The following is a 23,034-nucleotide window of genomic DNA, read 5'->3' as shown; positions in this document are numbered from 1 at the left end:
CGTAGATTTATCGTAGTACCGAGCTTCGGTTAGCCCTTGAGACCGAACAGGCCACCACGGCCAGGGCAACGTCAAGCAGTTTTCAAGTCACACGACACGCAGGTGTCGCGCATTTCTACTCCATTGGGACTTCCTCCCGATGGGGCTGGTGTGTCCCATTTTTTCTTCTAAGGACACCCATGAACTTCCGTTTCTATCTCAATGGAAAGCTTCTTTCCACCGTCAATCTCTACGAGGCGCAAAGAATGGCCCGTGCGAGCCAAGTTGGCACGCTGACGGGGTTTAACCCTGCCACGCATGCTCAATTCGTCTTGCTGTTTTGACCTACAAGCCGCCTTGGAAATTTCTGGCCGGTTTTACATCTTTTACATCACTTCTTTTAAAGGATTGCCATGTCTGAGACTTCTCCTAACCAAAACGAGATCACAAAATCGGAGCCCTTGTGGCTAGTCATCCCTCTGTGGTTCTTTGTTGCGGTCACTCTGGTTCCAGGTTTGATTCTCCTGGGCCTGTGGCTGATTGGCATGCCACTGGACTTTAGTACCTGGAAAACCTATGCAGGAGCGATGGTGCTTGGTGCTGCACTGTCGTTTTCGGGGAAATGGTAAAGCTGACAGTCGCCGCATTTCCATTGATTTCGTAGCAGCTCCTGTAATTCCAGGCGCTTCTGCAAGCGTCCTTTATTGTTTTGTACCTCTTTTCCACCCTTGCGGGAACTGCGCTTCCCACAAGGAAGATGCTTTCGCCGCGTTCATCTACCCCGTGGGGCTTTGTCCCTTCAGGGGCAGTCCTTCGGATTCCTTGGAGTCTGAATCATGAACCGATCAGAAGCATTACATTACCTGCGTCAGGATCGTACTCTGATCCTGGATCAAGAAACCGTTGATAGTGACGATCAACTGGCTGAAGCGCTCTATTTGCTTGATCCTAACTTTGGGAGCAGCGTTTGGCAGGGTAGAACCGCTCGAACGTTCCTGGCGCAATTGCCTGACATCACGATCCGTTATCTCCTCTCCAGATCAAACGATCAAAATTTCGTCATTCATACAGCCGAGCAGGCTGCCATTCAATTCAAAAACACAGGCGAAGAGTATCAACCCTTACTGGTTCGGGTTGGGCTGCGTCACAGCGTCGTGATTGCTCACACGGTCATGGATACGCGTACCTCCAATGGCGTCAAAAAGATCAAACGTGGGGTTGATGCTAATTTTGATCAGGTCTATGCCGCTGCGTGAGAAGTCATCTAGAAGTATTCAACCGGAGACAACTATGTTTGGAAAACTGGCATTGGAAACCGGCAAGCGTATTCAAGTCCGTGTGATGGAGAGCAACGCTGGCTTTTATATTGGCACCTCTGACGAGGAGGGCCCTTATTCTAGGGAGTCCTCTGAATATTGGAAAACCCGAAAAGCTGCAGAGGATGCGCTGACCAACAGAAACTGGACACAGCGTTTAGAACCTTGACCTTTAGGGCATCCCGAGATGGGACGCCCTACTAACTTTTGATTTACCCGCAGGGGAAAGCCTTCCTCTGCGGGGGCTTTCTCCGCTTTATTTGGAGAAGTCATGAACGAAGAGCAACAACGTATTATTGAGCGAATCAAAAAATGTCTGGCACTGGCTGAATCGGACAACCCGAACGAAGCCGCCACTGCGCTACGTCAGGCACAGGCGCTCATGCGCAAGTATGCAATCAACGAGTCGGATCTGGTAGCACGAGAGATCTCCTGCGAAGAAGTGGAGGAGCCTTCAAGCTCCAAAACCAAGCCACCGACCTGGGAAGCATCGCTCATTCAGATTATAGGAAGTGCTTTCGGGTGTCGCGCAATTGCATCAAGGCCCGACAGCAGAGCCCAGTGTATGAAGTACAAGTACGTTGGCTTAAGTGTAAATGCCAAAGCAGCGTCCTATACGGCCACGGTCCTGCTTCGCCAGCTGCTTCAAGCCCGCAAACGGTTCCTTGAGAATATCCGCAACGAAGTCAGGCTATATGGAGGCACGTTGAGAGTCGCACAAACCAACCAGGCGGGTGAAGTGTTCTGCATAGGTTGGGTGGAGGCCGTTCGCTCGCATATTACAGCCTTTGCAAATGAGACCAAGATTGAAGCAGCCATTGAAGAGCAGGTCTTGGCCATCACTCAAGGGCGCTCTACCAAAACACACACCAGGAAGATCGAAGGCAATTTCGGTGGTGCCTGGGCTGCGGGAGAAAGAGCCGGCGGTGAAGTCTCTCTGCGCCAAGGAGTCGGGGCAGGGCAGCGCGAGCCTGTTCTTCGACTGACCTAGTTAGTTCCGTTCTATCTGACCCATCGGGTGTTTTGCCCGAAGGGGTGAAGCATTCGATGGACTCACTTTCTTTCCAACAAGGAGTTCAAATATGTCTTCACATCATTGTGCTATTCGTGCCTCTCTAAAGCTCAAGCCAGGGGTCAGTCTGACTGAGATAAAAATCGCTTGTGAGCCACTTGAAGATCTGGTGGGCAAATCCTTTGACAAGATGGATATCCATTTTGCAGAGGGAGAACTTGTTTTGGATTACATCGACTGCTGGACCGATGGCGTGGGTTATCACAATCAAAATCTGGATGAACTGGCGGATAACCTAGCCAGCCTGGTATCCGAACCTGATTGGATTGAGCTTCTCGATGACGACACGGGGGCAGACGACAAGATCGATGTCTATTTTGTAGCAGGCTCCGGTGAAGCGCTTATGCAGATTCAATTGAAGTATGGGGTTGAGCGTGCCCGAGAATTCATTGAACCCTTGGTCGGTCGTGACACCTTCAATTCGATGGCGGATCGGCTGTACCAGCAGTTTCTAACCGAAGCGGGCTACCCCAGTCCTGAAGTCCAGGAAGCTGACAAGCCAGCAGAGACGACAGCCCATCCATGCAAGTGGTTTGCTGTCACAGGGCGTCAGCCAGGGAAAGATGAAGATCATACCCAGGTATTTCAGTTAGCCAGTTCCGATGAGGCGATCCAGGCCTTTACAGAGGCCATCTATGTAGCCGATGAAGATCCCAAGACTCAAGCCAATGTAATTGAAACGTACGGGGCAGGGGTGTTCATCACCTCAGTGACGGTCTCGGATAGTGAGATTTCGGTCATGTAGTTTTCAGTCGCCAACATCTATTCAACACCCAGGCGGGTCAGCAGGCCCGTCTGGGCCTGTTCCGGCCATATCAATTCGAGGAACAGTCATGCAGAACATACTTGCGGCCGACATGGGCCGAGTCACCGTATCAATGTTGTCCAATGCTATAGCTGCACTTCTTGACGATATTGAAAAGCTTGCCGGAGGCAATGCCTTTGGTTGTGGTTTTAATAGCAAAGAACATCCTTTGCATTGTAGTGTCAGCCAAGCACGCACAGCGCTGAAAATTGGGTAACGCACCAGTCAATATGGACAAGACGCCTCTGCTAGATGAGGCCCAAAAGCTGTTGGCGACGATCGATAGTTGGGGTGGCACTCTTCACGAGAGTCATCTTGCTGGATTGCGTGCAGCAGTTCAGGCTGGACGTAGATCAAAGGAATGAAACAATGAATTTCAGCCCTATGTAATACTAGATCCTGATTCATAATTGAGCCCCAGCTTCTCTTTTTAGGGCCGCCGGGGCTTTCATATTTCTCCAGATTTCACACACGGGAGTCAGCCAGGCGCTCGTCCATGAAACGGACTGTACGACGCGGTACATTGAGGCCAACCAGCGCATCTTGCGGCAAGCATTTATTGACGTGATATGATACTACTATGGGACTATTTCAAAGTGAAAGCCGTTGATGTGTGTGAACACATCAGAGTACACACGATTGATGACGATGCGCTTGGCGTCTTCGAGTTTGATTGTTGAGAAGGAAAACCTTGATAGAAGGAAATCGATGATGGTCACAAAGGCAGAAGCTCAAGCCAAAGTTGCCGCAGCAGAGAAGACTTGCGAGAAGGTGCAAGCAGCCTGGTCCGAAGCGCCAAAGTCGCTCGGTGGAAGCGTTAGCGTGAATGGCTACGGCATTTCCCATGACCGTAATTTTCTGTGCGACAAGTTGCCGTCCGCGCAGAAACACATCAATGAAGCACTCTAGGCATTGGATGCAGTCGAATGGCCGACAAATTCCGACTACGATCAGCTATGAAAAACGAAAATCGGGAATGGCAACACAAGAGCAACTTACAAGACTCACGAACGATTCGGAGCGCAGGGGAAAAGAATTGAACGCCAACTAGGCGTACTGGGTAATTACACGCTTGCACAGTACGTGATTGATCTTGAACAGCGGCTTACCGACCTAGAGCAGCGTTATGAAAGATCGGTGGCAAACCTGGCAGACGAATTACGAGACTTGGCGGTTGAGCAAGGGAATGACGAGCTAAGCATAGGTCGCCGCAGTTATTATTATTTTTTTATTTCACAGGGGTTTTACATGGCACAACTTATTAACAGTACGCATGCCGAGATAGCTCGCGCACTTGAGACTGCGGGCTTTGATCTTCCACACGCAGATATTTCCTCACTCCGGGCACCGTACCTTCTCGCGGTTGGTGATACAGCGATTGCGAGCCTAATGAATCCGACGGGGACGGTTGTTGTGATCGGAAACCTCACCGTGGAAGAGGATATTGATGCAAGACGCGTGGATGGGATTGCGAATATCGTTGTTACCGGCAATCTAAGTGTGCGCCACGCATACTTCGATGCTTTCCTCATTGTGGGTGGTGTCTTTACCGGCAGCACTATCATCGCTGACTCGACGTGGGACGGTGGGCTCTTTGTTGGTGAGCTACGTGTCGACACCCTCGTACTCAAGGACTGCGACCTTAGTTATTTAGGTGACGAGAAGATCACTGTAAATCGACTTGCAGATTTCGAGAACGAGGACACAGCCAAAGAGACTGTTCCAGAACTTTTTCAACCTGACCCGGACGAAATCGATGTTTATGATTTTTTCTGTTCGTTAAATCGGTAATTGTTGAACGCGTTTCTAGGCAAAAGCATCGATTGAATCTTTTCTCTGCGCTGAAGTGTATTCAACGCTCTCATTTGCCAACCATCCCGTAGAATGCCCAGGTATGAAGCTCAAGATCACAGGTTGTATTGATGAGAGGGGCGTATGAGTGGAATGATTGTGCGAAAACTCGAATACAGGCTGATCCAAGATCGACATCAAGAATCGCTTGTGATGCTCGACAGTCCGCTTGGCAACGGTCAAGAGATTTACCCTGAATCGCTCCGCGTCCTCGCCACAGTCTTGAAGATCGCTGACGAAGCGGAGACAGGGGAGGTGGGGAAGGGGTTGCCGCTCGGCACGCAAAACTACGCAGTTTTGATCTGAGGAAATGAGAACTGCCGAATAGGCAGCGCGGCATGTGCCGTATTGGGGAGAACTGGGCATGGCAACTATCACGCAAGCATCTTCTGACACCTGGATTCACCCGTCGTTTAGCGGTATCACTCCAATTTACTTTACGTTCCCGGCGGACTGCAAAAATCTCTCACTCGCTGGGGTTACGGCAGAATAGGGTAAGGCCATTGTTGAAAATGGGCGTCTGTTCGTTCGGTTCGCCACTCCGATTGACGGTCACCGCATCACAGAGCTTGCTGATATCTATCCTGAGCTGTTTCAAAAGGCAAGGACGCAAATCCTGGAAGGATTCGGTGTGTCGCAAACGCATAGCATCGACCGTCGCCCCATTGATACCGGCAGAGTGATCGAGAGCAGGTTGGGCGCAATACGGTGCAGCATTGCTCTGGGCAAGCAGGCGATCATATCCTGTGCGTTTGCGTTTGCGTTTGTTGAACATCCCGCTGTCGGTTTGATCGGGGTGACTGAGAAGGAGTTCATAGCTCTTGGCCTGCCTGAAATCAAAGACCACCCCTGCAATTTCGTGTGCGATATGAAGAATCTAACCCTTGCATTGCTACTGGCTACAGGACTAGGTGCCTGTGCGACAACACCAACATCATTACAAGACGCAAAGCAAGCGCCGCCTGAAAGAGTTCTTGCGTTTCAGAGCCGAACTGTTGATGCGTCTGCAACGGTCATTGTTACGCGTGACCAAGGTTTTGTTGGGGGAGGATGCTATTATTCGTTTTGGATAGACGGCATCCTGGCCGCGAGACTGAATCAGGGAGAGTTTGCGCAGTTCTTTGTCAAGCCTGGCGAAATCGTATTGAAGGCTGGGCGTGACCCCGAGGGGCTAGGACTCTGTGCCTTGGGGCAAGAAGATTGGACTCAAAGAGAGAGTATCTTGCATTCTAACGAGGTCAAGCGGTTTAGATTAACCCTTGACATGGCTGGCAAGACAGACATTCTTCGAGCGGATTGAGCTGTGCAAGTCTACAACCTATCACGACTGATGATACCGGGATGACTTTGAAAACAACGGCAGTAAGGCTGATACCGGGATCGCGGCTATCCAGGCGCTTGTCGACAAGCAAGTCCAATGATGAACGTCGAAGACGTTTTGGCGGTAGAGGAGAAGAGCGATGAATTCGGTAACTCAGCAGCCTGGCCGATTTAACGGCTGTATTGGTAACGCATGGCGTCAAGATTGAGTGCAACAATGAATATGATGAGGAATATAGCTACTGCGGAACGGATGTCCGATTTGTTAAAGGCACGTTTGACATTGGAAACACGGACGTGGAACGCATTGATGTCTCTGCAAATAGTCTGCTGAATCTACTGAAGATTTAATCGGAAGACCATACGAGCACTGGAATACGGGCTGATTAGGCTGGAGCAGTCTGGGTACAAGGTTTTTGACTTGAACCACATATGAGCGCTTTAGGCGCTCATATCCCCTGCCCAATCCAATCCCGCGAACTGTGTTGGCACACTGACGAAGCTGATATGAACATTGCAAACAGGCTGAAACAGGAACGCCGGCGGCTTGAGTACAACCAGAATGGATTTGCAGCACTAGCCGGTGTCACACTCCGGGCCTACGCAGAGTGGGAATCTGGAAACACATCCCCCACCGCCGTACAACTGGCGCGGTTCGCCCAGGTTGGCGCGGACGTTCAATACATTGTGACAGCAATTCCCTCTGCGCAGGTGCTGAGTACTGATGAGCAAATTCTGCTGCGGGCGTATCAAAGGCTGGCCCATGAAATGAAGCCGAAGGCGCTCGGTGTTATTGCCGGGCTGTTAGGGGAGGCCGATGATGTCAAAATCGCACTGCTTTCTGCCGTGTGCGGCTTGAGGAAGGGGTAGAAAAAATGGGGCGGGGGATGGCAGGGGCCGCGCACTAGACAGTCAAATTATGCCTTGTTATGTTCAAAAACATAAATTATGATAAATAACATAAAGGAGCATAGCGATGGACCATTTCCCACGTACCCAACTGGCGGCTGAACTCGTTCGGGCACTTTCAGGCCGACAGGTGTTCAGCGATGCCCCCAATGGGCTGTTCCTTGCAGCCCCCCGGCGCACAGGCAAATCGACTTTCCTTCAGCACGATCTTCGCCCCTGTCTGGAGGCGCAAGAAGTCACGGTTGTCTATGTCGATCTCTGGGCAAACATCTCTCGTGATCCAGGAGAACTGATCGCGGAAGCCATCGGCAAGTCCCTCGAAAAACACCTGGGGCTCATTGCCCGTACAGCCAAGGCGGTTGGGCTTGAAAGCGTCACCGTGGCGGGGGTGATCAAGATCGACACGAGCAAGATCGGCAAAATCGGCGGGGCAAGCCTGCCTCAGGCGCTGGAAGCGCTTCAGGCGGCTGCTCAGGCCCCTGTAGCGTTGATCATTGACGAAGCCCAGCACGCATTGACCAGCAAGGATGGAGAAGCCGCGATGGCGGCGCTGAAGTCAGCCCGCGACCAGTTGAATGCACCAGGTCAGGTCAATCTGATGCTGGTGATGTCCGGATCGGATCGGGACAAACTCATGCGGCTCGTCAACTCCAATGCCGCGCCATTCTTTGGGTCTCAGATCCACAGCTTGCCCCCCCTCGGGGCTGATTTCGTCGCGCATGTGGCCGATTTGATCGAGGCGCAGCGGCCTGATCTGCGTCCGGTTGATCGCAAAGTGCTGGGTCAGGCTCTGGAATTATTTGGCGCACGGCCGCAGTTCTTCATTGAGGCCATCGGCCAGGTGCTCAATCCTTTGCGGGGGGGAAGAGGGCGTTTCGAGCTGACGGTGCTCAATGCCGCATTGCGTCGGCAAGCAGAAGAAGAATCCAGGATGGATTCGGAATTCCTGGCACTTAAGCCGTTGGAGCAAGCGGTACTGTGGCGAATCCTCGAAATCGGTGCTCAGTTTCGCCCCTATGATGCAGAAAGCTTACGCTTCTATTCGGAAAAAACAGGTCACCCTGTCACCGCTGCACGTGCCCAAACAGCATTAAAATCTCTCCGTGAGCGTACTCCGCCTTTGGTATGGCTGTCTGCCCAGGATGAGTACGCGGCAGAAGACGCTGCCATGCACCTGTGGTTCACGCGACGTGTGGCAGAAGGCACCTGGCCGCCCAAACCCAGCTAATTGCTTGAACCATTCCAATCTGAAATAGATAGAAAGCGAAAAATGGCACGTAGAAAAAAACAAGGCCTCGTCGAAGACCTATTTGAGATTGGCGCCAAGTTGCCGTGGCAAGTCGGGGTGGCACTGGCCATCGGGACATTTGTCTTGTTCCATCTCCTGGCCTCTCTGCCGTTGATTCCCGTTGCGACAAGCAATCTTCAAGGTTTTAGCCAGAGTATCGGTACCAGTGTGGGTCGGCAATTACTGGTAACCATATCGAGTTTTCTGCAATACATCGTTCCATTTGGTTTGTTGCTCGGTGTGGGGGTGTCGCTTCTTCGCCGACGCCGTCATCAGCAGCTGCATGATGAGGTGTCACAAAATCCCACGCGTAGCGCACTGGAAAATGTGACGTGGCAGGAGTTTGAAGGGATCGTTGCTGAGTCTTTTCGGCAGAAGGGCTATCGAGTCACGCTACGTGGTGGGAATGGGCCAGATGGTGGGGTAGATGTCGAGCTGCACATGGGACACGACAAGTACCTTGTTCAATGCAAGCAATGGAAGGTTTTCCGTGTGGGTGTGGCTACAGTACGTGAGCTCTACGGCGTAATGGTGGCCGAGAGGGCTGTCGGAGGGTTTGTGGTCACTTCAGGCACCTTTACCGATGAAGCCCTGGCTTTTACGATGGGAAGAGAAATCCACCTCGTGGATGCGACAGCATTGCTCAAGATGATTGCACCGACTCGTACTGCGCCAGTCGAAAGCCCTGAAACACCAATCCCTGCGTGTCCGAAATGCGGTAGCCCCATGGTGCGAAGAGAAGCAAAGAAGGGGAGCAACACAGGCGGGGTTTTCTGGGGCTGCAGTCGTTTCCCGGCCTGCCGAGGCATCAGAAACTGAAGGATGAGATGCCCATGACTGGCGAGGGATCACTGCAATGGTAGCTGGAACCAGAAAAACAAACTCAATGGGTACGGCTGCGAGACATCTATCCACCCCAGAGATCGATTTATTCATTGACGAACTTTGGGTGCAGGACGGGCTGGCCAAGAACACACTTGATTCCTATCGACTCGATCTAGAGTTCTTCGCCGGCTGGCTTGACGCGCAAGGCATCGGCTTGCTGGAGGCCGACTCGCAGGCGCTGGCGCTCTTTTTTGCTGAGATCTCAAAACGCAACAAGGCAACCTCGCAGCGTCGTTGCCTCTCGACACTTCGGCGCTTTTACCGGATGCAACTGGCACAGGGAATGATTGAAGAAGATCCCACTGTCCAGATTGATGCCCCCACGGTACCCGGTCGTTTTCCGAAGACGCTAACCGAGAAGCAGATCGAAGACCTCCTTGATGCCCCAGATTGTGGCACTGTCTTTGGTCTGCGAGACCGCGCTATGTTCGAATTACTCTATGCAACTGGCTTACGTGTCAGTGAATTGGTAGACCTGCAGTTCTCCCAAACCGATCTTAACGCAGGCTTGGTCAAGATCGTCGGCAAAGGGAACAAGGAACGTATTGTGCCTGTAGGGGAGTGGGCACTGGAGTGGATTCAGAAGTACCTGGCTGATGGCCGCCCAACGCTTCAGAAAACCCCCAACCACTACATCTTCCTGACTCGTTTTGGTGAGCCTATGTCACGCCAGATGTTCTGGAACATCGTCAAGCAACACGCAGTGCAATGTGGGATTGACAGCCAACGGATATCCCCCCATGTGCTGCGTCATGCCTTTGCGACCCATCTACTGAACCATGGTGCGGATCTGCGCGTGGTGCAATTGCTACTGGGTCACGTTGATATTTCAACCACCCAGATCTACACACACGTCGCTCAGGAACGTCTCAAGAAACTTTACGAGAAGCACCATCCACGTGCGTGAGTGAGGCCATCACATGACAGGCGAAGAATATAAAGCAGCAATCAAAGCAACTGGGATGAGCCAGGGAGAGTTTGCTGAAGCGATGGGCGTCCATCGTTCAACGATTGGAGAACGCTTTAAAGCGGAGGTGGTTGAACCCTACTGGGTGTATGCATTGGCGGGATTGATTGCTGTTCGCGCTTCATTGCAAATAATTTCGTTTGTCGGCAAGGCCGACAAATGACCTATTTTGAGTAGGTATTTATAACATAATCCGCTTGCGCCTCTCTGGGATCGTGGCTACCATTTACCCATACGTCAAGATTGTATAGGGGAGAAGAACATGCATGTTACTCAAGTAGTTTCCTTGAATGCACTGCGCGTTGCAGTACATCGATACACTCAAACCATCAACGGAGTGACGCACTTGGTCGTTGCGCAGTCAAGGGCTGTCGAGTTGAGAACACCGGAGGGTCATTGTGGTTTGGTACCACGTAGCCGGGATGGACAAATCTGGGTCAGATCATTCAGTCCGGGTTCCAGAAAATTGCATAAGTTGGCGGATCCGGCAAGAATGCCTGCCAGAATCCTGCACTGATACACTGGCATTCCATATTCCGAAAGTGATGTTCTCATGACAGATTTTGTGACAGTAGTAATCCGGCTTCCCGCCAGCGGCTCAACGCAACAAAGCAAGTCGGTAGCTCCCTCAGTTGGTGATCAGTTGCTGGGAGGCGAAGTGGTCGGTGTTGCCTTTGAAGATAGCATCACGATCTTGGATCTGATTGAGGGCCATGTCGACTTTGAATCTGAGATTGCACAGGAAGCACGAATGCAAGCCGTCGAGCTCGCAAAGTAGTAGGATCAGGTTTCATCCTCAGTTTTGGTATATATACTTTAGTAGTAGTGTCAACCAGTTGGAGGAATAGTATTAGGGCGTTTTTCAGACTCAAAAATTGGCTTGGCCCCTGGTATGCTTTTCGGAATTATGAATCAAAACAATTACATTCCGAATGCATCCAGAGAGAAGTCAGGTTTCGATCAAAACGTCAGAGTTATCTGAACCATTACAAGAGTATGTGAATTATTTGGCATTCCAGCGTAGATTGTCTCAACGCACGATTACCCACTGCAGACATGCGCTCCAGCAATTGGACAGTGTGCTCAATGGCAGGAAGATGAGTGATCTGCAGGCGGCGGAGGTCAGGAGGCATCTCGCCAAAATGCTCCGGCAAGGACTTGGTTCCCATACGATCAACAAGTTGCTCTCAACTTGGCGTACCTTTTACCGCTGGCAGATGCGCCACGGTAAGCTGGCCACCAACCCGGTTCAAGATATTCACTCGCGCCGGGTTGCCAGAACGCTTCCCAAAGTGATGCCTGCCAAGATGGTCAGAGCCCTGCTCAATGTTCCCGTTGAGGATGCACTTGAAATCAGGGATCGGGCAATGTTTGAGCTGCTCTATGCGGCTGGATTACGCCTTCAAGAGCTTTGCATACTGGATGTGACCGGCCTCTATTCCGTGTCCAAAGGCCAAGTGACCGTGATAGGGAAGGGCCAAAAAACCCGATCAATTCCGGTGGGTGAAATTGCAGTGGAAGCGATTCAGGTGTGGAAAAAGCTTCGGGCAAAGCTTGCAGCACCTGATGAGAAGGCGCTCTTTGTGAATGCTGCCGGCACGAGAATCAGCCCCTCCGGCGTCCAGTACCGATTGAAGGCGTGGGCCAAGAAGCATGGCTCTCCTGTTCACCTTCATCCTCATATGTTCAGGCACAGTTTTGCTACCCACCTTTTGCAGTCGTCCGGGAATTTGCGCGCCGTGCAGGAAATGTTGGGGCATGTCAGTGTCGCCACGACCCAGATCTACACCGAGGTCAATCCCCGGCATCTCACCGATGTCTATGATGCCGCGCATCCGCGAGCACGTAAATCCAAAGAGCCTGTGCTCCATGCAGTCAAGCGAAGCGTCCCCTACACAAGTTATTGATCCTGGCCTACGTAGAATTGCTTCATCCCGGTCATACCCCCCTGTTCGCGTTCGCCATGCTTGAGCCGATTGGCCCTGTCCGCCCCCCCGTTTTCATGGGGTTGGAGGGAAGGGCCGGACTGCCGTTTTAGCCCGCCGCACGTGGTCGTACCCCCGCCATGCTCGCCCGGCAAAAGGGGCGCTTTTTATGCACGCATGCACCTAGGCCAAAGCTGGGCTTGAGGCGGGTTTTCATGATATGAAAAAACTTGCGTTTTTGAGCGTTTTTATGCACTGAAAAACGGGGTGTCGGTCAAGTGTTTTCAACTAGCTGAATGGGGGTAACTCATTCATGTTTGCGCCCTCTATTTTCTAGTCACAGGCAGCGCACCGTCGGCCTTTGGGAATGTCTTTATCGGTTCTGGAAAATCATAACTCATTTATAAGCCTCGTTTCCGTTTTTGTAGTCAGTTGCTTTATTTCGGGTGCTCATATCCGTACGTAGAAAGGCAAAATGCGCCATAGGCCAAGAGAGAAATCGTTCTCGGAACGATTCCCGTGAGAGTTCTTCAGAACCTTGGTTGAGTAATAACTGGTGCTTAAAGAGAGTGTGCCGTTTTCCGTTGGCGGAGTGGTGATACCGGCGCCAAAATTATAGGCGCCGAAAGTAGTAGAGCTCCTGACTAAACGCTAAAACGACTGACGATAACTCTCAGATTGTGGGAAATCTGTTCAATGCCTTCTGCAGTTTTTGCCGTGTGGCTAACCGAGCTACTCGTTTCTTCGGCCATCTGAGAAATATCCTCGATCTGGACGGCAATACTGGTGCTTGCCACACTTTGTTCCCGTGTGGCAGCGGCCACATCGGCTAAACGCGCCAAAGTAGTTTCCGCCCCCTGATTGATTTCATTCAGCAACATTGCTATCTCGCGGGTGATGTTTACGCCGCATTCCACCTGCGGAATGGCTTCATTCATTACTTTGACCACATCTCGGGTTTCCTGCTGCACCGAGGCAAGCATCTTTTCGATGTCCACCGTAGCGGTTGCGGTTCGCTCAGCCAGTTTGCGCACCTCATCTGCCACCACAGCAAAACCGCGCCCTTGCTCTCCAGCACGAGCTGCTTCGATCGCCGCATTCAATGCCAGCAAATTAGTTTGTCCAGCAATATCCTTGATGACAGCAGCAATGCTGGATATCTGTTTAGCGGCGTCATCCAGGAGAGTGATCTGTTGGCTGGCCTGGGAAACGCTGGCACTGATTTGCTCGATGGAAGCGGCAGCCTGACCAGCTTGGTGCACGCCGTTTTTCGACAATTCTGCAGCCTGGCGTGATGAATGTTCGGTACCCGACGAACTATCCGAAATATGAGTAATGCTGACAGTAAGCTCTTCCATTGCGGCAGCCATTGATGTTGTAGCGTCAGCTTGACGTTCGGCAGCCTGAGATATCTGGTGACTGGACGCAGTAATGACGGTGGCCTGTTCATTGAGTGCAATGGAATCTTGAGCGACTTCCCGGATCATACCTCTGAGTGCTCTCACCATTTGACCAAGGCTTGCCAACATGCTGCCTGAGGGAGCGTGGTCAATATTGACGAGCAAGTCACCCTGTGACACCCGTTCCATGATAATAATGCCTTCCTTGGGCTCTCCTCCAAGTTGTTGCAATATGCTCCGAGAGATAAGCCATGAGATGCCAAGCAAAACGATTGCCAGTACGGCAAGCTCACCTAAAAGCCAGCTCGCCCTGGACCAGAAAGCACTATTCAAATCATCAATATATACGCCGGTGCCAATCACCCAATTCCAATCGTCTATCTTTGCCGCATAAGACAGCTTGGGTTCAGGTACATCCGAACCTGCTTTAGGAAACCAGTATTCTACAAAACCTCCTTGTTCTGTTGCTTGCTTCAATGCCACGAGAATCAGTTTTCCATTGGCATCCTTCATGTCACCGAAATTTTTACCTTCTCGCTCTGGTTTGGGGTCATTGAGCTGATAAACATAATCAGTGTTGAAAATGAAGAAGTACTCTTGTTTATCGTACCGGACCTTACGCAACGCTTCAATGGCGGCTTTGCGTGCATCCTCGTCAGACATTTTTCCGGTTTTGCTCAGGTTTTGATAATGATTGACGACCCCTGTAGCAGTTTCAATCTGGGTTTTGATTTTGTTCTTGCGATCTTCCAGCATGCTGGCGCTCAAGTCCTTGAGGCTCAATATATTCATGACGCCCATGCCAAGGATAGCCGCGAGGCACATCAAAAGCAGGCGTGTCCGAACCTGATAACCCATGATCCAGTTCATTGTAATGCCCCTTTTTATATTAAGCCTCTGTCTGAATGCTATCGGCAAGGGGAACTTCGGCCTTAAGGGCAATGGTGCAAACAAGTGTGTCAAGCGCCACAGAGCTGGCCAAACCGCAGAACTGACTTGACAATCTTGGCTTTCAGAACCATACAAAAGACATAATTTGGCCGCAATCATGATTCATGACGCATATTTTGACAAAGTGACTGAGAAGTCACTCAATTATGTGGGGTTGGTTTATGCACTAATGTTCTTCGTAATCTGCATGCAGAACCTTTGCTTCGCTGTTTTGCACATATAACACATGTTTTTTTGCCGTTACCGGAGAGTTGTGTTGTTTCTGCCAATAGGGATCACTGAACTGTTTGGAAGAATGCCTATTTATGCAACAAAAAGACATCTCCCTCTTTGCCAGGATACACGTTGCACGACACCTACAGCCTCCAATAGGAGTATCCGATGGAAGCAAAAACGCTCATAAGAGCATTGAGCCTGCTTGCACTGTTGCTGATCAGTAGCGATGCAGTGGCACAAGTTTCCAAGCTGCGGCTAACCGGGTCCACCACCATGGCCCCACTCATGGTTGAGGTCGCCAAACGCTTCCAAGCTCAACATCCACTTGTCCAGCTTGACGTGCAAATGGGCGGTTCTGGACAGGGCGTCCGTGACGTGCGGCAGGGCAAGGCAGATATTGGCATGGTGTCTCGTGCTCTTAATGAGACCGAACACGATCTCTATGGCGTCCCGATTGGACGGGATGGGGTTGCCGTTATCGTGCATCGGGACAATCCGGTCGGCACGCTCAGTAATGATCAGTTGTTAAGCATCTACAGTGGCAAGATTACCAACTGGCGGCAGGTTGGTGGTCGGGATGCCTCGATTCGGGCACTTGCTGGGACTCGGGAAGGTGGGTCATCTGAGCTGTTCAACCACTATTTGGGCCTTTCCTATGATCAGATAAAGGCTCAAGGGCGGATAGCAGCCAATTCAGAACGCATCAAGGCAGTATCCATTGACCCTCTTGCGATTATTTATGTCTCAGTGGGGGAGGCGGAACGCAAAGCCCAGGAGGGTGCTTTCATCAAACTACTGGCGATAGACGGCATAGCCGCCACCAGCAGAAACGTCCGCAATGGCAACTATCCTCTGTCACGTCCGCTAACGCTGATCACGCGGGAAACCCCGACAGGCATCACGCGAACCTTTATTGAGTTTTGCGTATCGTCCCAAATAACGGATCTTGTCGTAACTTTCGACTTCGTCCCCTATTTGGACTAATCCAAATCTCTTTGTCAAAGGATCATCTGAGCATGTTCGCCTGGTTCGACAAATTCAGCTTGCGTGCCAAGTTAGCCGTGGGTTTCGGGGCTCTGATTGGCTTGATACTGATTGGAGAAGGCTCTGCTTTATATGCGCATGGGCGCTCCCTTGATGCGATGGATTCTTTTCTTGAAGGGAATAACCGTATTGCTGAACTCAGTCTGGAAAGTAATGCAGCAATGGGTAAGGCGCGAGGTTATGAAAAGGAGTTTTTGCTCAAGGTACAGGTCTTTGGCTACGAGGAAGCCAAATCTCGTTACGCCACTCTTTTGGCCGGCCAATTGACGGTAGTGCGCGAAAACATGGCGGCCATTCGCAATCTCACTACCAGCGCCGAGGTCAAGGCAGAGGCACTTTTTGTTGAGGAGGTCACCCGTCGGTATGAAACCCATTTTCTACATGTAGTCAGGTTATATGGTCGTCTGGGACGCATGGACAGCGGCCTGGAAGGACAGATTCGTACCATTGCTCATGGTATAGAAGCTCTGTTGGTTCAAGGGACACCAGAGCATTTACGTACAGACCTGCTCACATTGCGTCGCTACGAGAAGGATTTCATCCTCCGCGGCCTGAATCGTGAAGAGGAACTATTGGAAACAGCGATTGACCGATTCGAAGAGGATGTGGCTCGGTCGGAATTGGCAAAAGAACGCAAAAGTGTGTTAACACAGATGATTGAACAGTATCGAGCAGGGTTTCGGGATTATGTAGCGACCACTTCAGAGATTAATGCTGCCACGTTGAATTATCTGGGGGCGGTACATGAGATCGAACCCCGACTCGAACATCTCCATTTCCATTCGCGCGAAGCGGTGGTGGCAACGCGTGATGGTCTACGTGGGTTCAACCGGACGATAACCCTGATGCTGGTTGTGTTGAGCCTGTTTGCGATCTTGCTGGGGATGTTGGTAGCGGTTTTCATTGTTCGAAATGCCAATCGCTCAGTGGCTGCTTGCGTCAATTTCGCTAGCAACTTAGCCAGCGGCGACTGGACAGCGCGGCTTCCTCCATCCCCGGGGCACAACGAATTCACAGTACTGATCACGGCCTTGAACCGAATGGCCGATGAGATGGGGGAAACACACGGACGCGAAAAAATGCAAACGGTGGAACTGTTACATCTGAACAGAACTTTGCATATGTTGTCTCGCTGCAACGAGGTGCTGATGCAGGCCGGTAGCGAGCTTGAATTACTTGAAACAATCTGCCATCAAATTGTTGATCTTGGCGGCTATGCGCTGGTCTGGGTAGGGTTTGCCTGTCATGACGAAGGTAAAAGCATCAAGCCTGCTGCCTTGGCAGGTGCCGATGAGGATTATGTGGCCAGTCTGAATCTCACCTGGGGTGACGAGCTACACCGACGTGGGGTCGGTGGTTTGGCCATTCGTGAAGGGCGAATAGTTGTGGTACACAACATCCCAGATGATCCGCTATTTGAGACTTGGCGCGAAGAAACAAGTAAACATGGTTTTACCTCTTGTATGGTACTGCCCTTAAAGGACAAAACCACAATACTGGGTATCCTCAACATATATTCTCTTGAGGCAAGGACTTTCGATACCAAGGAAGTGGGCCTATTGCAGGAGCTGGCAAGTGATCTTGCCTTCGGCGTTGTTCGCCTACGTGAAGCTGAGCGGCTCAAGACCGCTGAGCAGACGCTCGATTATCAGGCCAACTTCGACCTGGTCACAAGTCTTCCCAACCGCAATCTATACACCGACCGCCTCAGACAAGCTATCGCGCATGCAAGCCGCAGTAGTGGTCAATTGGCGATTTTTGTACTCAGCCTAGACCGCCTAAAGGCAGTCAAGGACAGCTTGGGACATACTGCGGGTGATGCGCTTTTGCAGCATGTTGGGCACTCATTGACTGCAGTCTTGCGACAAGACGACACTGTGGCACGTCTGGCAGGCAACGACTTTGCTGTGACTATCGGAGGCATCGAAACTGAAGCAGATGTAGTACCCGTAGCGCTCAAGTTGCTTGCCGCCGTACTTGAACCACTGACGCTGTCAGGATGCAATGTGTATACCAGCGCCAGTATGGGCATCAGCATTTATCCTAGGGATGGGACGGAACCCATTGGCCTGTTGCAAAACGCAGATGCTGCAAAATCCAGTGCCAAATCCATAGGAGGCAACCTGTTCCGCTTCTATGCAGCAGAGATGAACGAACGCATCCTGTTGCGATTCACCATGGAGTCTGAACTGCGTCGAGCCTTGGAGCAGAACGAGATGCGAGTGTATTTTCAGCCACGGACGAATCTGGCGAATGGCAAGATGTCCGGGGCCGAAGCGTTGATCCGCTGGCAGCACCCCGACAAGGGCTTGGTTCCGCCTTCTGATTTTATTCCACTGGCAGAAGAGACGGGGTTGATTTTGCCGCTCGGGGAGTGGGTGATCAAATGTGTCTGTCAGCAGCAACGCGCTTGGCTTGATGCTGGCCTGTCAATAATTCCTGTGGCAGTGAATTTGTCGGCACTTCAGTTTCGTCAGGAAAGTCTGGCCCAGTTCATTGGTCATGAATTGAAAATGAATCAATTGGACGCTCATTACTTGGAGATGGAAATCACCGAATCTACCCTGATGGACAATCCGAGCAATGCAGTTGCCACTTTGAGTGCATTGCGGGAAGTCGGCATCAAATTTGCGCTGGATGATTTCGGGACGGGCCATTCTTCGCTAAGTCGGTTACGAAGCTTACCCATCAGTCATTTAAAGATTGATCAATCTTTCGTGCGTAACCTAACGACCGACCCTGAAGATGCGGCGGTCTGCCTATCCATCATAGGGCTGGCCCACCACCTTCATATGACCGTGATCGCGGAGGGCGTGGAAACCGAAGGGCAGGCCAATTACCTGCGTCAGCATCGCTGTGACGAGATGCAGGGCTACTATTTCAGTCGCCCCCTGCCAGCGGGCGACTTTGAGCGGCTCCTCATAGAACACAGAACACTGGTACTGCCTGCTCAAACACCAAACGAGCGCCAGACTTTGCTGCTACTGGATGACGAAGCCAACGTACTATCTGCCCTTGAACGAGTGCTTGATAAGGATGGATATGAAATCCTCACTGCTCGAAGCGCCCGTGAAGGGTTTGAACTTTTGGCTACCCGCTCGGTTCAGGTCGTTGTGTCGGATCTGCGCATGAGAGACATGAATGGCACTGAGTTTTTCTCAAGAGTACGGGATCTCTACCCCAGTACTGTTCGTTTGATACTTTCTGGCTATGCGGATCTGGATAGCGTGACCGAAGCAATCAATCGTGGTGCCGCATACAAGTTTCTGACCAAACCATGGGATAACGAGACGTTACGTACAAATGTGCGCGATGCATTTCATTACTTCGAGTCACAATCCAGGAACAATGAGGCCTAATTGAGCCTTGAGCGGAATTTGAGAATTCTAGACTTTGCCGCTTGGCGGATTGCCAGCCATGAGGCGTTTAGCGCCAACCATTGCCCATTAAGCATAAATCTTCCTAAGAGGGCTGGATTCTATACAACGACAGAAGTCACTCATTAGGCACGGGTCATGTTTCTTGCCTGTCTCCTGGTGTAGAATTTCCATAATCTCTTCGTGACTTCTGGCTTGGTGGTATGCTCTTTTCTCTGCCATGGCATCATAACTATCAACTATCGTGATGATCCTGGACGGAAGTGGGATGTCTTCACCCAATAACCCGTCTGGATATCCGCTCCCATCATAATGCTCATGATGGTGGCGAATTACTTTTCCAACCAGAATCGCATTTTTCAGCCCAAGGGAGAGCATGATTTTCTCACCGATATCGGCATGCTGTTGCATTTGCAACCATTCCGAGTCACTCAATGGCGATGTTTTCAGAAGAATTCTGTCAGGGGTACCAATTTTACCGATATCGTGAAACGCGGCAGCCATCATGAGAAGCTCTAAATCATGCTTCGATGAACAACAAATTTTCCCCATTGTTTCTGCCAACCCAAGCACACGCTGACAGTGAAGTTCGGTCAGTTGATCTCGATAATTCAGAGCCACTGATAGCACCTTCGTATAAGAGAACAACTTGCGATAGATAGGGCTTGTGGGTGCCATTGTTGACTTACACCTAACCTGAACCTGGTTTTTCCTTGGGATTGCGTTACCCCGTAAATCAAGTATGGACCAAATTATATTCATTTTTTTAGTTTTAACCTTTGTTTGACACACAGATTCAACCTTGAGAAGGTGAAGGTTTATTACGGTAGAAAGCTCAAGGGTGGGAAGGACTTGAAGACCATGGCAAAGAGCTGATTCTTTCCGCTTTGAAAGGCCGCTCCGCCCTTGCTCATACTTAATTGTACGTTTCCTGGCTATTTCTGCTCCTACTCCATCCAAAAGCGTTGAATGATCCAGCGACGGACGGCGTGAGAGGCAACACCTGTGCAGCGCGCGCGTAGCGCATTGGGAAGTTCACAGGCGAAGAGGTACTTGACTCGATTGTTCTTGTTGAGTTCAGCCGGGGAGGGCGTCACCAAGTTTGAACCTGCATTGCGTACTGTATCAACCTCGCTAAATCGTATTTGAGTGGGTGCGGTGGGTTTCTCGCGCAGGCGAATTGCATCCGGCCAAGCGAAAATGCGGATAGTAAAAATAGAGTGTATTTGCACTAATGGTTTTTTGTAATGACAATGGTTTTTTATCATGCATGTAATTGCTGAACTACTCAAAGCAATATGTTAATAACTGTTAATTATTAACATTTCTAATTGCATTATGTGATAAATTTATCGCGCGTTATGATTTAGCGTTTAATCATAGATTGCGGCTGAGCTACAAAAATAAGACTGCTTTGCTTGTCCACACAAATTGACTGGGGGAATCATGTTTGGGAGCAAATTTTTGGCTTGTCGAGTGTTAGGACTGAGCTTGGGGCTGTGTTTCCCCTGGCTTGCGCATGCGGGTTCTTTTGCTAAAGGAGCTGATGTCAGTTGGGTGGACCAGGAAGAGGCTTCTGGTTACAAGTTCTACAACAACTCCGGGATTGCAACGGATCCGTTTGTACTGTTAAAGAATGTAGGGGTTAACGCTATTCGTCTGCGCGTGTGGGTCAATCCGAGCGGTGGTTGGAATAATGGTTCTGACGTTCTGTACAAAGCTAAACGTGCGGCCGCGCAAGGGCAACGTATCATGATTGATTTTCACTACAGTGATACATGGGCTGATCCTGGGCATCAAACAAAACCGTCTGCATGGTCCAGTCACACCTATAGCCAACTTTCAACCGATGTGTATAACCATACTTATGGGACTTTAAAGTACCTCAAAGACAACGGAATTGCGGTGTCGTGGGTTCAAGTTGGCAATGAAATCAATGGTGGAATGCTTTGGCCTGAGGGGAAAACGTCTAATTTTTCTCAATTGGCGGGGCTCATTAACAGTGGCTACAACGCAACGAAAGCTGTTTATCCCAACGCGTCAGTCGTTTTACATTTGGCGAATGGCTACAACAATAAAACGTTTAGGTCGTTTTTTGATGCAGCAAGATCCGCTGGCGCCAAATGGGATGTAATCGGAATGTCATTTTATCCCCCAGTAAGCAATTGGGCTGATTATTCGGCAAGTTTGGCAAAAAATATGTCAGACATGATTGCACGTTATGGCAAGCCGGTTATGGTTTGCGAAATAGGGATGGATTGGACACGAGCCTCTACCGCTAAGAGCATGGTTTCTGACGTGGTTTCTAAAGTGCAAGCCCTCGGCCGCAATGGGCTAGGCGTATTCTATTGGGAACCGGAGGCTTATCCTGGATGGCAAGGGTACACAATGGGCGCTACGGATGCACATGGAAAACTCACAAGTGCAATGGATCCATTGTAGCTTCGTGTGCTGAAAACCGTTTAAATAGTCTTATTGGATCATGCTGATGATAGATTATCGGCATTTTTAAATGAACTCGGTAGTCCCCCGGCTTTGCCGGGGGACTCTGTCCAGGGCAATAATTATGCTAAAAACCATTGGGACAGAACACTAGAATGAAAATATCATTCGGATAAATTATTATTTTTAAGTTATCCTGATCGGTTTTAGTCTGGTTTCAGACCATTATTGAGTTCCTTAATAACCTCCTGTGCATCCATTACCCGGCTTTGTATCCAGGCAACGCGCTCTTCTCTAATCTGCCCCAGGCTTTTAGCTGCTTTGCGAAGCCTCTCTTTTGAGGAAGATGCCTGATTTTTGTTGATCCAGGCATCAATTCCTGCTGCTATGTTAACAGCGATTTCTTTCTGATAAGGAGGGTTGTCCCTTGTATTGAGAGGACTCTTCATCGGTAGTTGCGAAAGCCCTGAGAGTACGTCCTGTTGAGGCCGGATAGACTTTGTTGGCGAAGGCGTTTGCGCCAGAGGTGTTTTTTGCGATTCATTGGTAGAAACATGAATCCATGCTGGATAGGATGGAGCATTCGTGATTTCTTTTGGCATGATTGGCTGTTCAAGTCCGTATTGAAATAGAGACAAATATATCTACTTCAATTGCGAATGCATGGCATCAATACGAATATACATGACAAAGTGCGAATACAAATCTGATTGCGTATTCCGGCCTAGACCTACCGATCGGCATTGTTCATGTTCGGTGTTGCGCCTTCGTCACCAATCAAAAAGTTAGCAATTGTGACGTTTTCAACAACGCATCGCAAACAGAAGACGCTCACAAATAGCAACTTACTCTGGTACTTCGGGCATGGTAGTAAGTATCCCCCGGCAAAGCCGGGGGCTTTAGTTTGTTAGCCCCTCAAAGGGGCAGCTACATGCGCCGCCTGAAGGCGGCCGTCACATGCCCAACTTTAGTTGGTCGTAATGCTCGTCTTCCTTCTCTTGGTGTTGGATGTAGGCTCGAACCATCTCCTCGTCCAGCCCCACCGTTGAGACGAAATACCCTCTGGCCCAGAAACTCTCACCACCAAAGTTCCGGGTTCGCCCATTGAACCGANGCGCTATCGAGATGGCACTCTTGCCTTTGATGTAACCCACCACATTCGCCACCGAGTACTTCGGCGGTATGCTGATGCATATGTGAATGTGATCACTCATCAAGTGCCCTTCTAGAATCTTGCACTCCTTCTGACACGCCAACTCATGGAGCATGTGGCCTAGATGTTTGCGA

Annotated in this window: 25 protein-coding genes; 21 read left to right on the top strand and 4 right to left on the bottom strand. The window is 50.5% G+C overall.

The window, feature by feature from the left end:
* The first annotated feature begins 179 nt into the window (after positions 1–179).
* From B145_RS28690 to B145_RS25640, 18 genes are all read left to right on the top strand, one after another.
* Positions 180–323 carry a hypothetical protein gene (locus B145_RS28690; RefSeq protein ID WP_157288424.1) on the top strand — a complete coding sequence of 48 codons (144 nt, stop codon included), beginning with the start codon at positions 180–182 and terminating at the stop codon, positions 321–323.
* Between the two features lie 69 nt (positions 324–392).
* Positions 393–608 carry a hypothetical protein gene (locus tag B145_RS0113875; protein ID WP_018608176.1) on the top strand — a complete coding sequence of 72 codons (216 nt, stop codon included), beginning with the start codon at positions 393–395 and terminating at the stop codon, positions 606–608.
* Between the two features lie 207 nt (positions 609–815).
* Positions 816–1,235 (top strand): hypothetical protein, encoded by a 420-nt coding sequence (locus B145_RS0113870; protein ID WP_018608175.1) that lies wholly within the window; start codon positions 816–818, stop codon positions 1,233–1,235.
* A 34-nt stretch (positions 1,236–1,269) separates the two neighbouring features.
* On the top strand, positions 1,270–1,464 hold the full coding sequence (locus B145_RS0113865; RefSeq protein ID WP_018608174.1) for a hypothetical protein: 195 nt from the start codon (positions 1,270–1,272) through the stop codon (positions 1,462–1,464).
* Between the two features lie 102 nt (positions 1,465–1,566).
* Positions 1,567–2,286 carry a DUF2786 domain-containing protein gene (locus B145_RS0113860; protein WP_018608173.1) on the top strand — a complete coding sequence of 240 codons (720 nt, stop codon included), beginning with the start codon at positions 1,567–1,569 and terminating at the stop codon, positions 2,284–2,286.
* 91 nt (positions 2,287–2,377) lie between these two features.
* Positions 2,378–3,112: a hypothetical protein gene (locus B145_RS0113855; RefSeq protein ID WP_018608172.1), complete on the top strand. Its 735-nt coding sequence runs from the start codon at positions 2,378–2,380 to the stop codon at positions 3,110–3,112.
* An 88-nt stretch (positions 3,113–3,200) separates the two neighbouring features.
* On the top strand, positions 3,201–3,389 hold the full coding sequence (locus tag B145_RS0113850) for a hypothetical protein (protein WP_018608171.1): 189 nt from the start codon (positions 3,201–3,203) through the stop codon (positions 3,387–3,389).
* A gap of 425 nt (positions 3,390–3,814) precedes the next feature.
* A complete protein-coding gene (locus B145_RS0113845; RefSeq protein WP_157288423.1) occupies positions 3,815–4,081 on the top strand; it encodes a hypothetical protein in 267 nt (88 codons plus the stop codon).
* A gap of 174 nt (positions 4,082–4,255) precedes the next feature.
* Positions 4,256–4,963, top strand: a complete 708-nt coding sequence (locus B145_RS0113840) for a hypothetical protein (protein ID WP_018608168.1) — start codon at positions 4,256–4,258, stop codon at positions 4,961–4,963.
* Positions 4,964–5,107: 144 nt separating this feature from the next.
* The gene (locus B145_RS0113835; RefSeq protein ID WP_018608166.1) at positions 5,108–5,329 is read left to right on the top strand and encodes a hypothetical protein; all 222 of its coding nucleotides are present in this window, start codon (positions 5,108–5,110) and stop codon (positions 5,327–5,329) included.
* A 325-nt stretch (positions 5,330–5,654) separates the two neighbouring features.
* Positions 5,655–6,323: a hypothetical protein gene (locus B145_RS27570; RefSeq protein WP_157288422.1), complete on the top strand. Its 669-nt coding sequence runs from the start codon at positions 5,655–5,657 to the stop codon at positions 6,321–6,323.
* A 527-nt stretch (positions 6,324–6,850) separates the two neighbouring features.
* Positions 6,851–7,213 carry a helix-turn-helix transcriptional regulator gene (locus tag B145_RS25645; protein ID WP_157288421.1) on the top strand — a complete coding sequence of 121 codons (363 nt, stop codon included), beginning with the start codon at positions 6,851–6,853 and terminating at the stop codon, positions 7,211–7,213.
* 106 nt (positions 7,214–7,319) lie between these two features.
* On the top strand, positions 7,320–8,480 hold the full coding sequence (locus B145_RS0113810; protein ID WP_018608160.1) for an ATP-binding protein: 1,161 nt from the start codon (positions 7,320–7,322) through the stop codon (positions 8,478–8,480).
* Positions 8,481–9,359 carry a restriction endonuclease gene (locus tag B145_RS29365; protein ID WP_245541866.1) on the top strand — a complete coding sequence of 293 codons (879 nt, stop codon included), beginning with the start codon at positions 8,481–8,483 and terminating at the stop codon, positions 9,357–9,359. It abuts the gene before it with no gap.
* Between the two features lie 67 nt (positions 9,360–9,426).
* On the top strand, positions 9,427–10,332 hold the full coding sequence (gene xerD, locus B145_RS0113800) for a site-specific tyrosine recombinase XerD (protein WP_018608158.1): 906 nt from the start codon (positions 9,427–9,429) through the stop codon (positions 10,330–10,332).
* Between the two features lie 13 nt (positions 10,333–10,345).
* Positions 10,346–10,555: a helix-turn-helix domain-containing protein gene (locus tag B145_RS0113795; RefSeq protein WP_018608157.1), complete on the top strand. Its 210-nt coding sequence runs from the start codon at positions 10,346–10,348 to the stop codon at positions 10,553–10,555.
* A gap of 390 nt (positions 10,556–10,945) precedes the next feature.
* Positions 10,946–11,170, top strand: a complete 225-nt coding sequence (locus B145_RS0113790; protein ID WP_018608155.1) for a hypothetical protein — start codon at positions 10,946–10,948, stop codon at positions 11,168–11,170.
* A 154-nt stretch (positions 11,171–11,324) separates the two neighbouring features.
* Entirely contained in the window at positions 11,325–12,299 is a 975-nt protein-coding gene (locus tag B145_RS25640) for a tyrosine recombinase XerC (protein ID WP_051082601.1), read from the top strand.
* A gap of 662 nt (positions 12,300–12,961) precedes the next feature.
* On the opposite strand, the gene B145_RS0113780 is transcribed toward B145_RS25640, so the two are convergent.
* Positions 12,962–14,587: a methyl-accepting chemotaxis protein gene (locus tag B145_RS0113780; protein ID WP_026259134.1), complete on the bottom strand. Its 1,626-nt coding sequence runs from the start codon at positions 14,585–14,587 to the stop codon at positions 12,962–12,964.
* 462 nt (positions 14,588–15,049) lie between these two features.
* On the opposite strand from B145_RS0113780, the gene B145_RS0113765 reads away from it, so the two are divergent.
* Positions 15,050–15,868, top strand: coding sequence for a phosphate ABC transporter substrate-binding protein (locus B145_RS0113765; RefSeq protein WP_018608143.1), 819 nt, complete (start codon positions 15,050–15,052; stop codon positions 15,866–15,868).
* A gap of 32 nt (positions 15,869–15,900) precedes the next feature.
* Entirely contained in the window at positions 15,901–19,287 is a 3,387-nt protein-coding gene (locus B145_RS27565) for an EAL domain-containing protein (RefSeq protein ID WP_018608141.1), read from the top strand.
* 87 nt (positions 19,288–19,374) lie between these two features.
* Here the strand turns inward: B145_RS27565 and B145_RS0113755 are convergent, their stop codons facing one another.
* Positions 19,375–19,926 carry an HD-GYP domain-containing protein gene (locus B145_RS0113755; RefSeq protein WP_245541865.1) on the bottom strand — a complete coding sequence of 184 codons (552 nt, stop codon included), beginning with the start codon at positions 19,924–19,926 and terminating at the stop codon, positions 19,375–19,377.
* Positions 19,927–20,751: 825 nt separating this feature from the next.
* On the opposite strand from B145_RS0113755, the gene B145_RS0113745 reads away from it, so the two are divergent.
* Entirely contained in the window at positions 20,752–21,747 is a 996-nt protein-coding gene (locus B145_RS0113745) for a glycoside hydrolase family 53 protein (RefSeq protein ID WP_018608135.1), read from the top strand.
* Between the two features lie 206 nt (positions 21,748–21,953).
* Here the strand turns inward: B145_RS0113745 and B145_RS28685 are convergent, their stop codons facing one another.
* Both B145_RS28685 and tnpA read right to left on the bottom strand, forming a co-directional pair.
* Complete coding sequence (locus tag B145_RS28685; RefSeq protein ID WP_157288419.1) at positions 21,954–22,349, bottom strand: hypothetical protein; 396 nt, start codon at positions 22,347–22,349, stop codon at positions 21,954–21,956.
* A 351-nt stretch (positions 22,350–22,700) separates the two neighbouring features.
* Positions 22,701–23,034 (bottom strand): IS200/IS605 family transposase (tnpA, locus tag B145_RS0113735; protein WP_018608131.1); only part of this gene is annotated, 334 nt, incomplete at its 5' end.

The sequence above is a fragment of the Uliginosibacterium gangwonense DSM 18521 genome (assembly GCF_000373965.1).
Taxonomy (GTDB): domain Bacteria; phylum Pseudomonadota; class Gammaproteobacteria; order Burkholderiales; family Rhodocyclaceae; genus Uliginosibacterium; species Uliginosibacterium gangwonense.
Note: the sequence above shows the minus strand (reverse complement) of the source record. Positions and strands in the feature narration are given on the sequence as shown.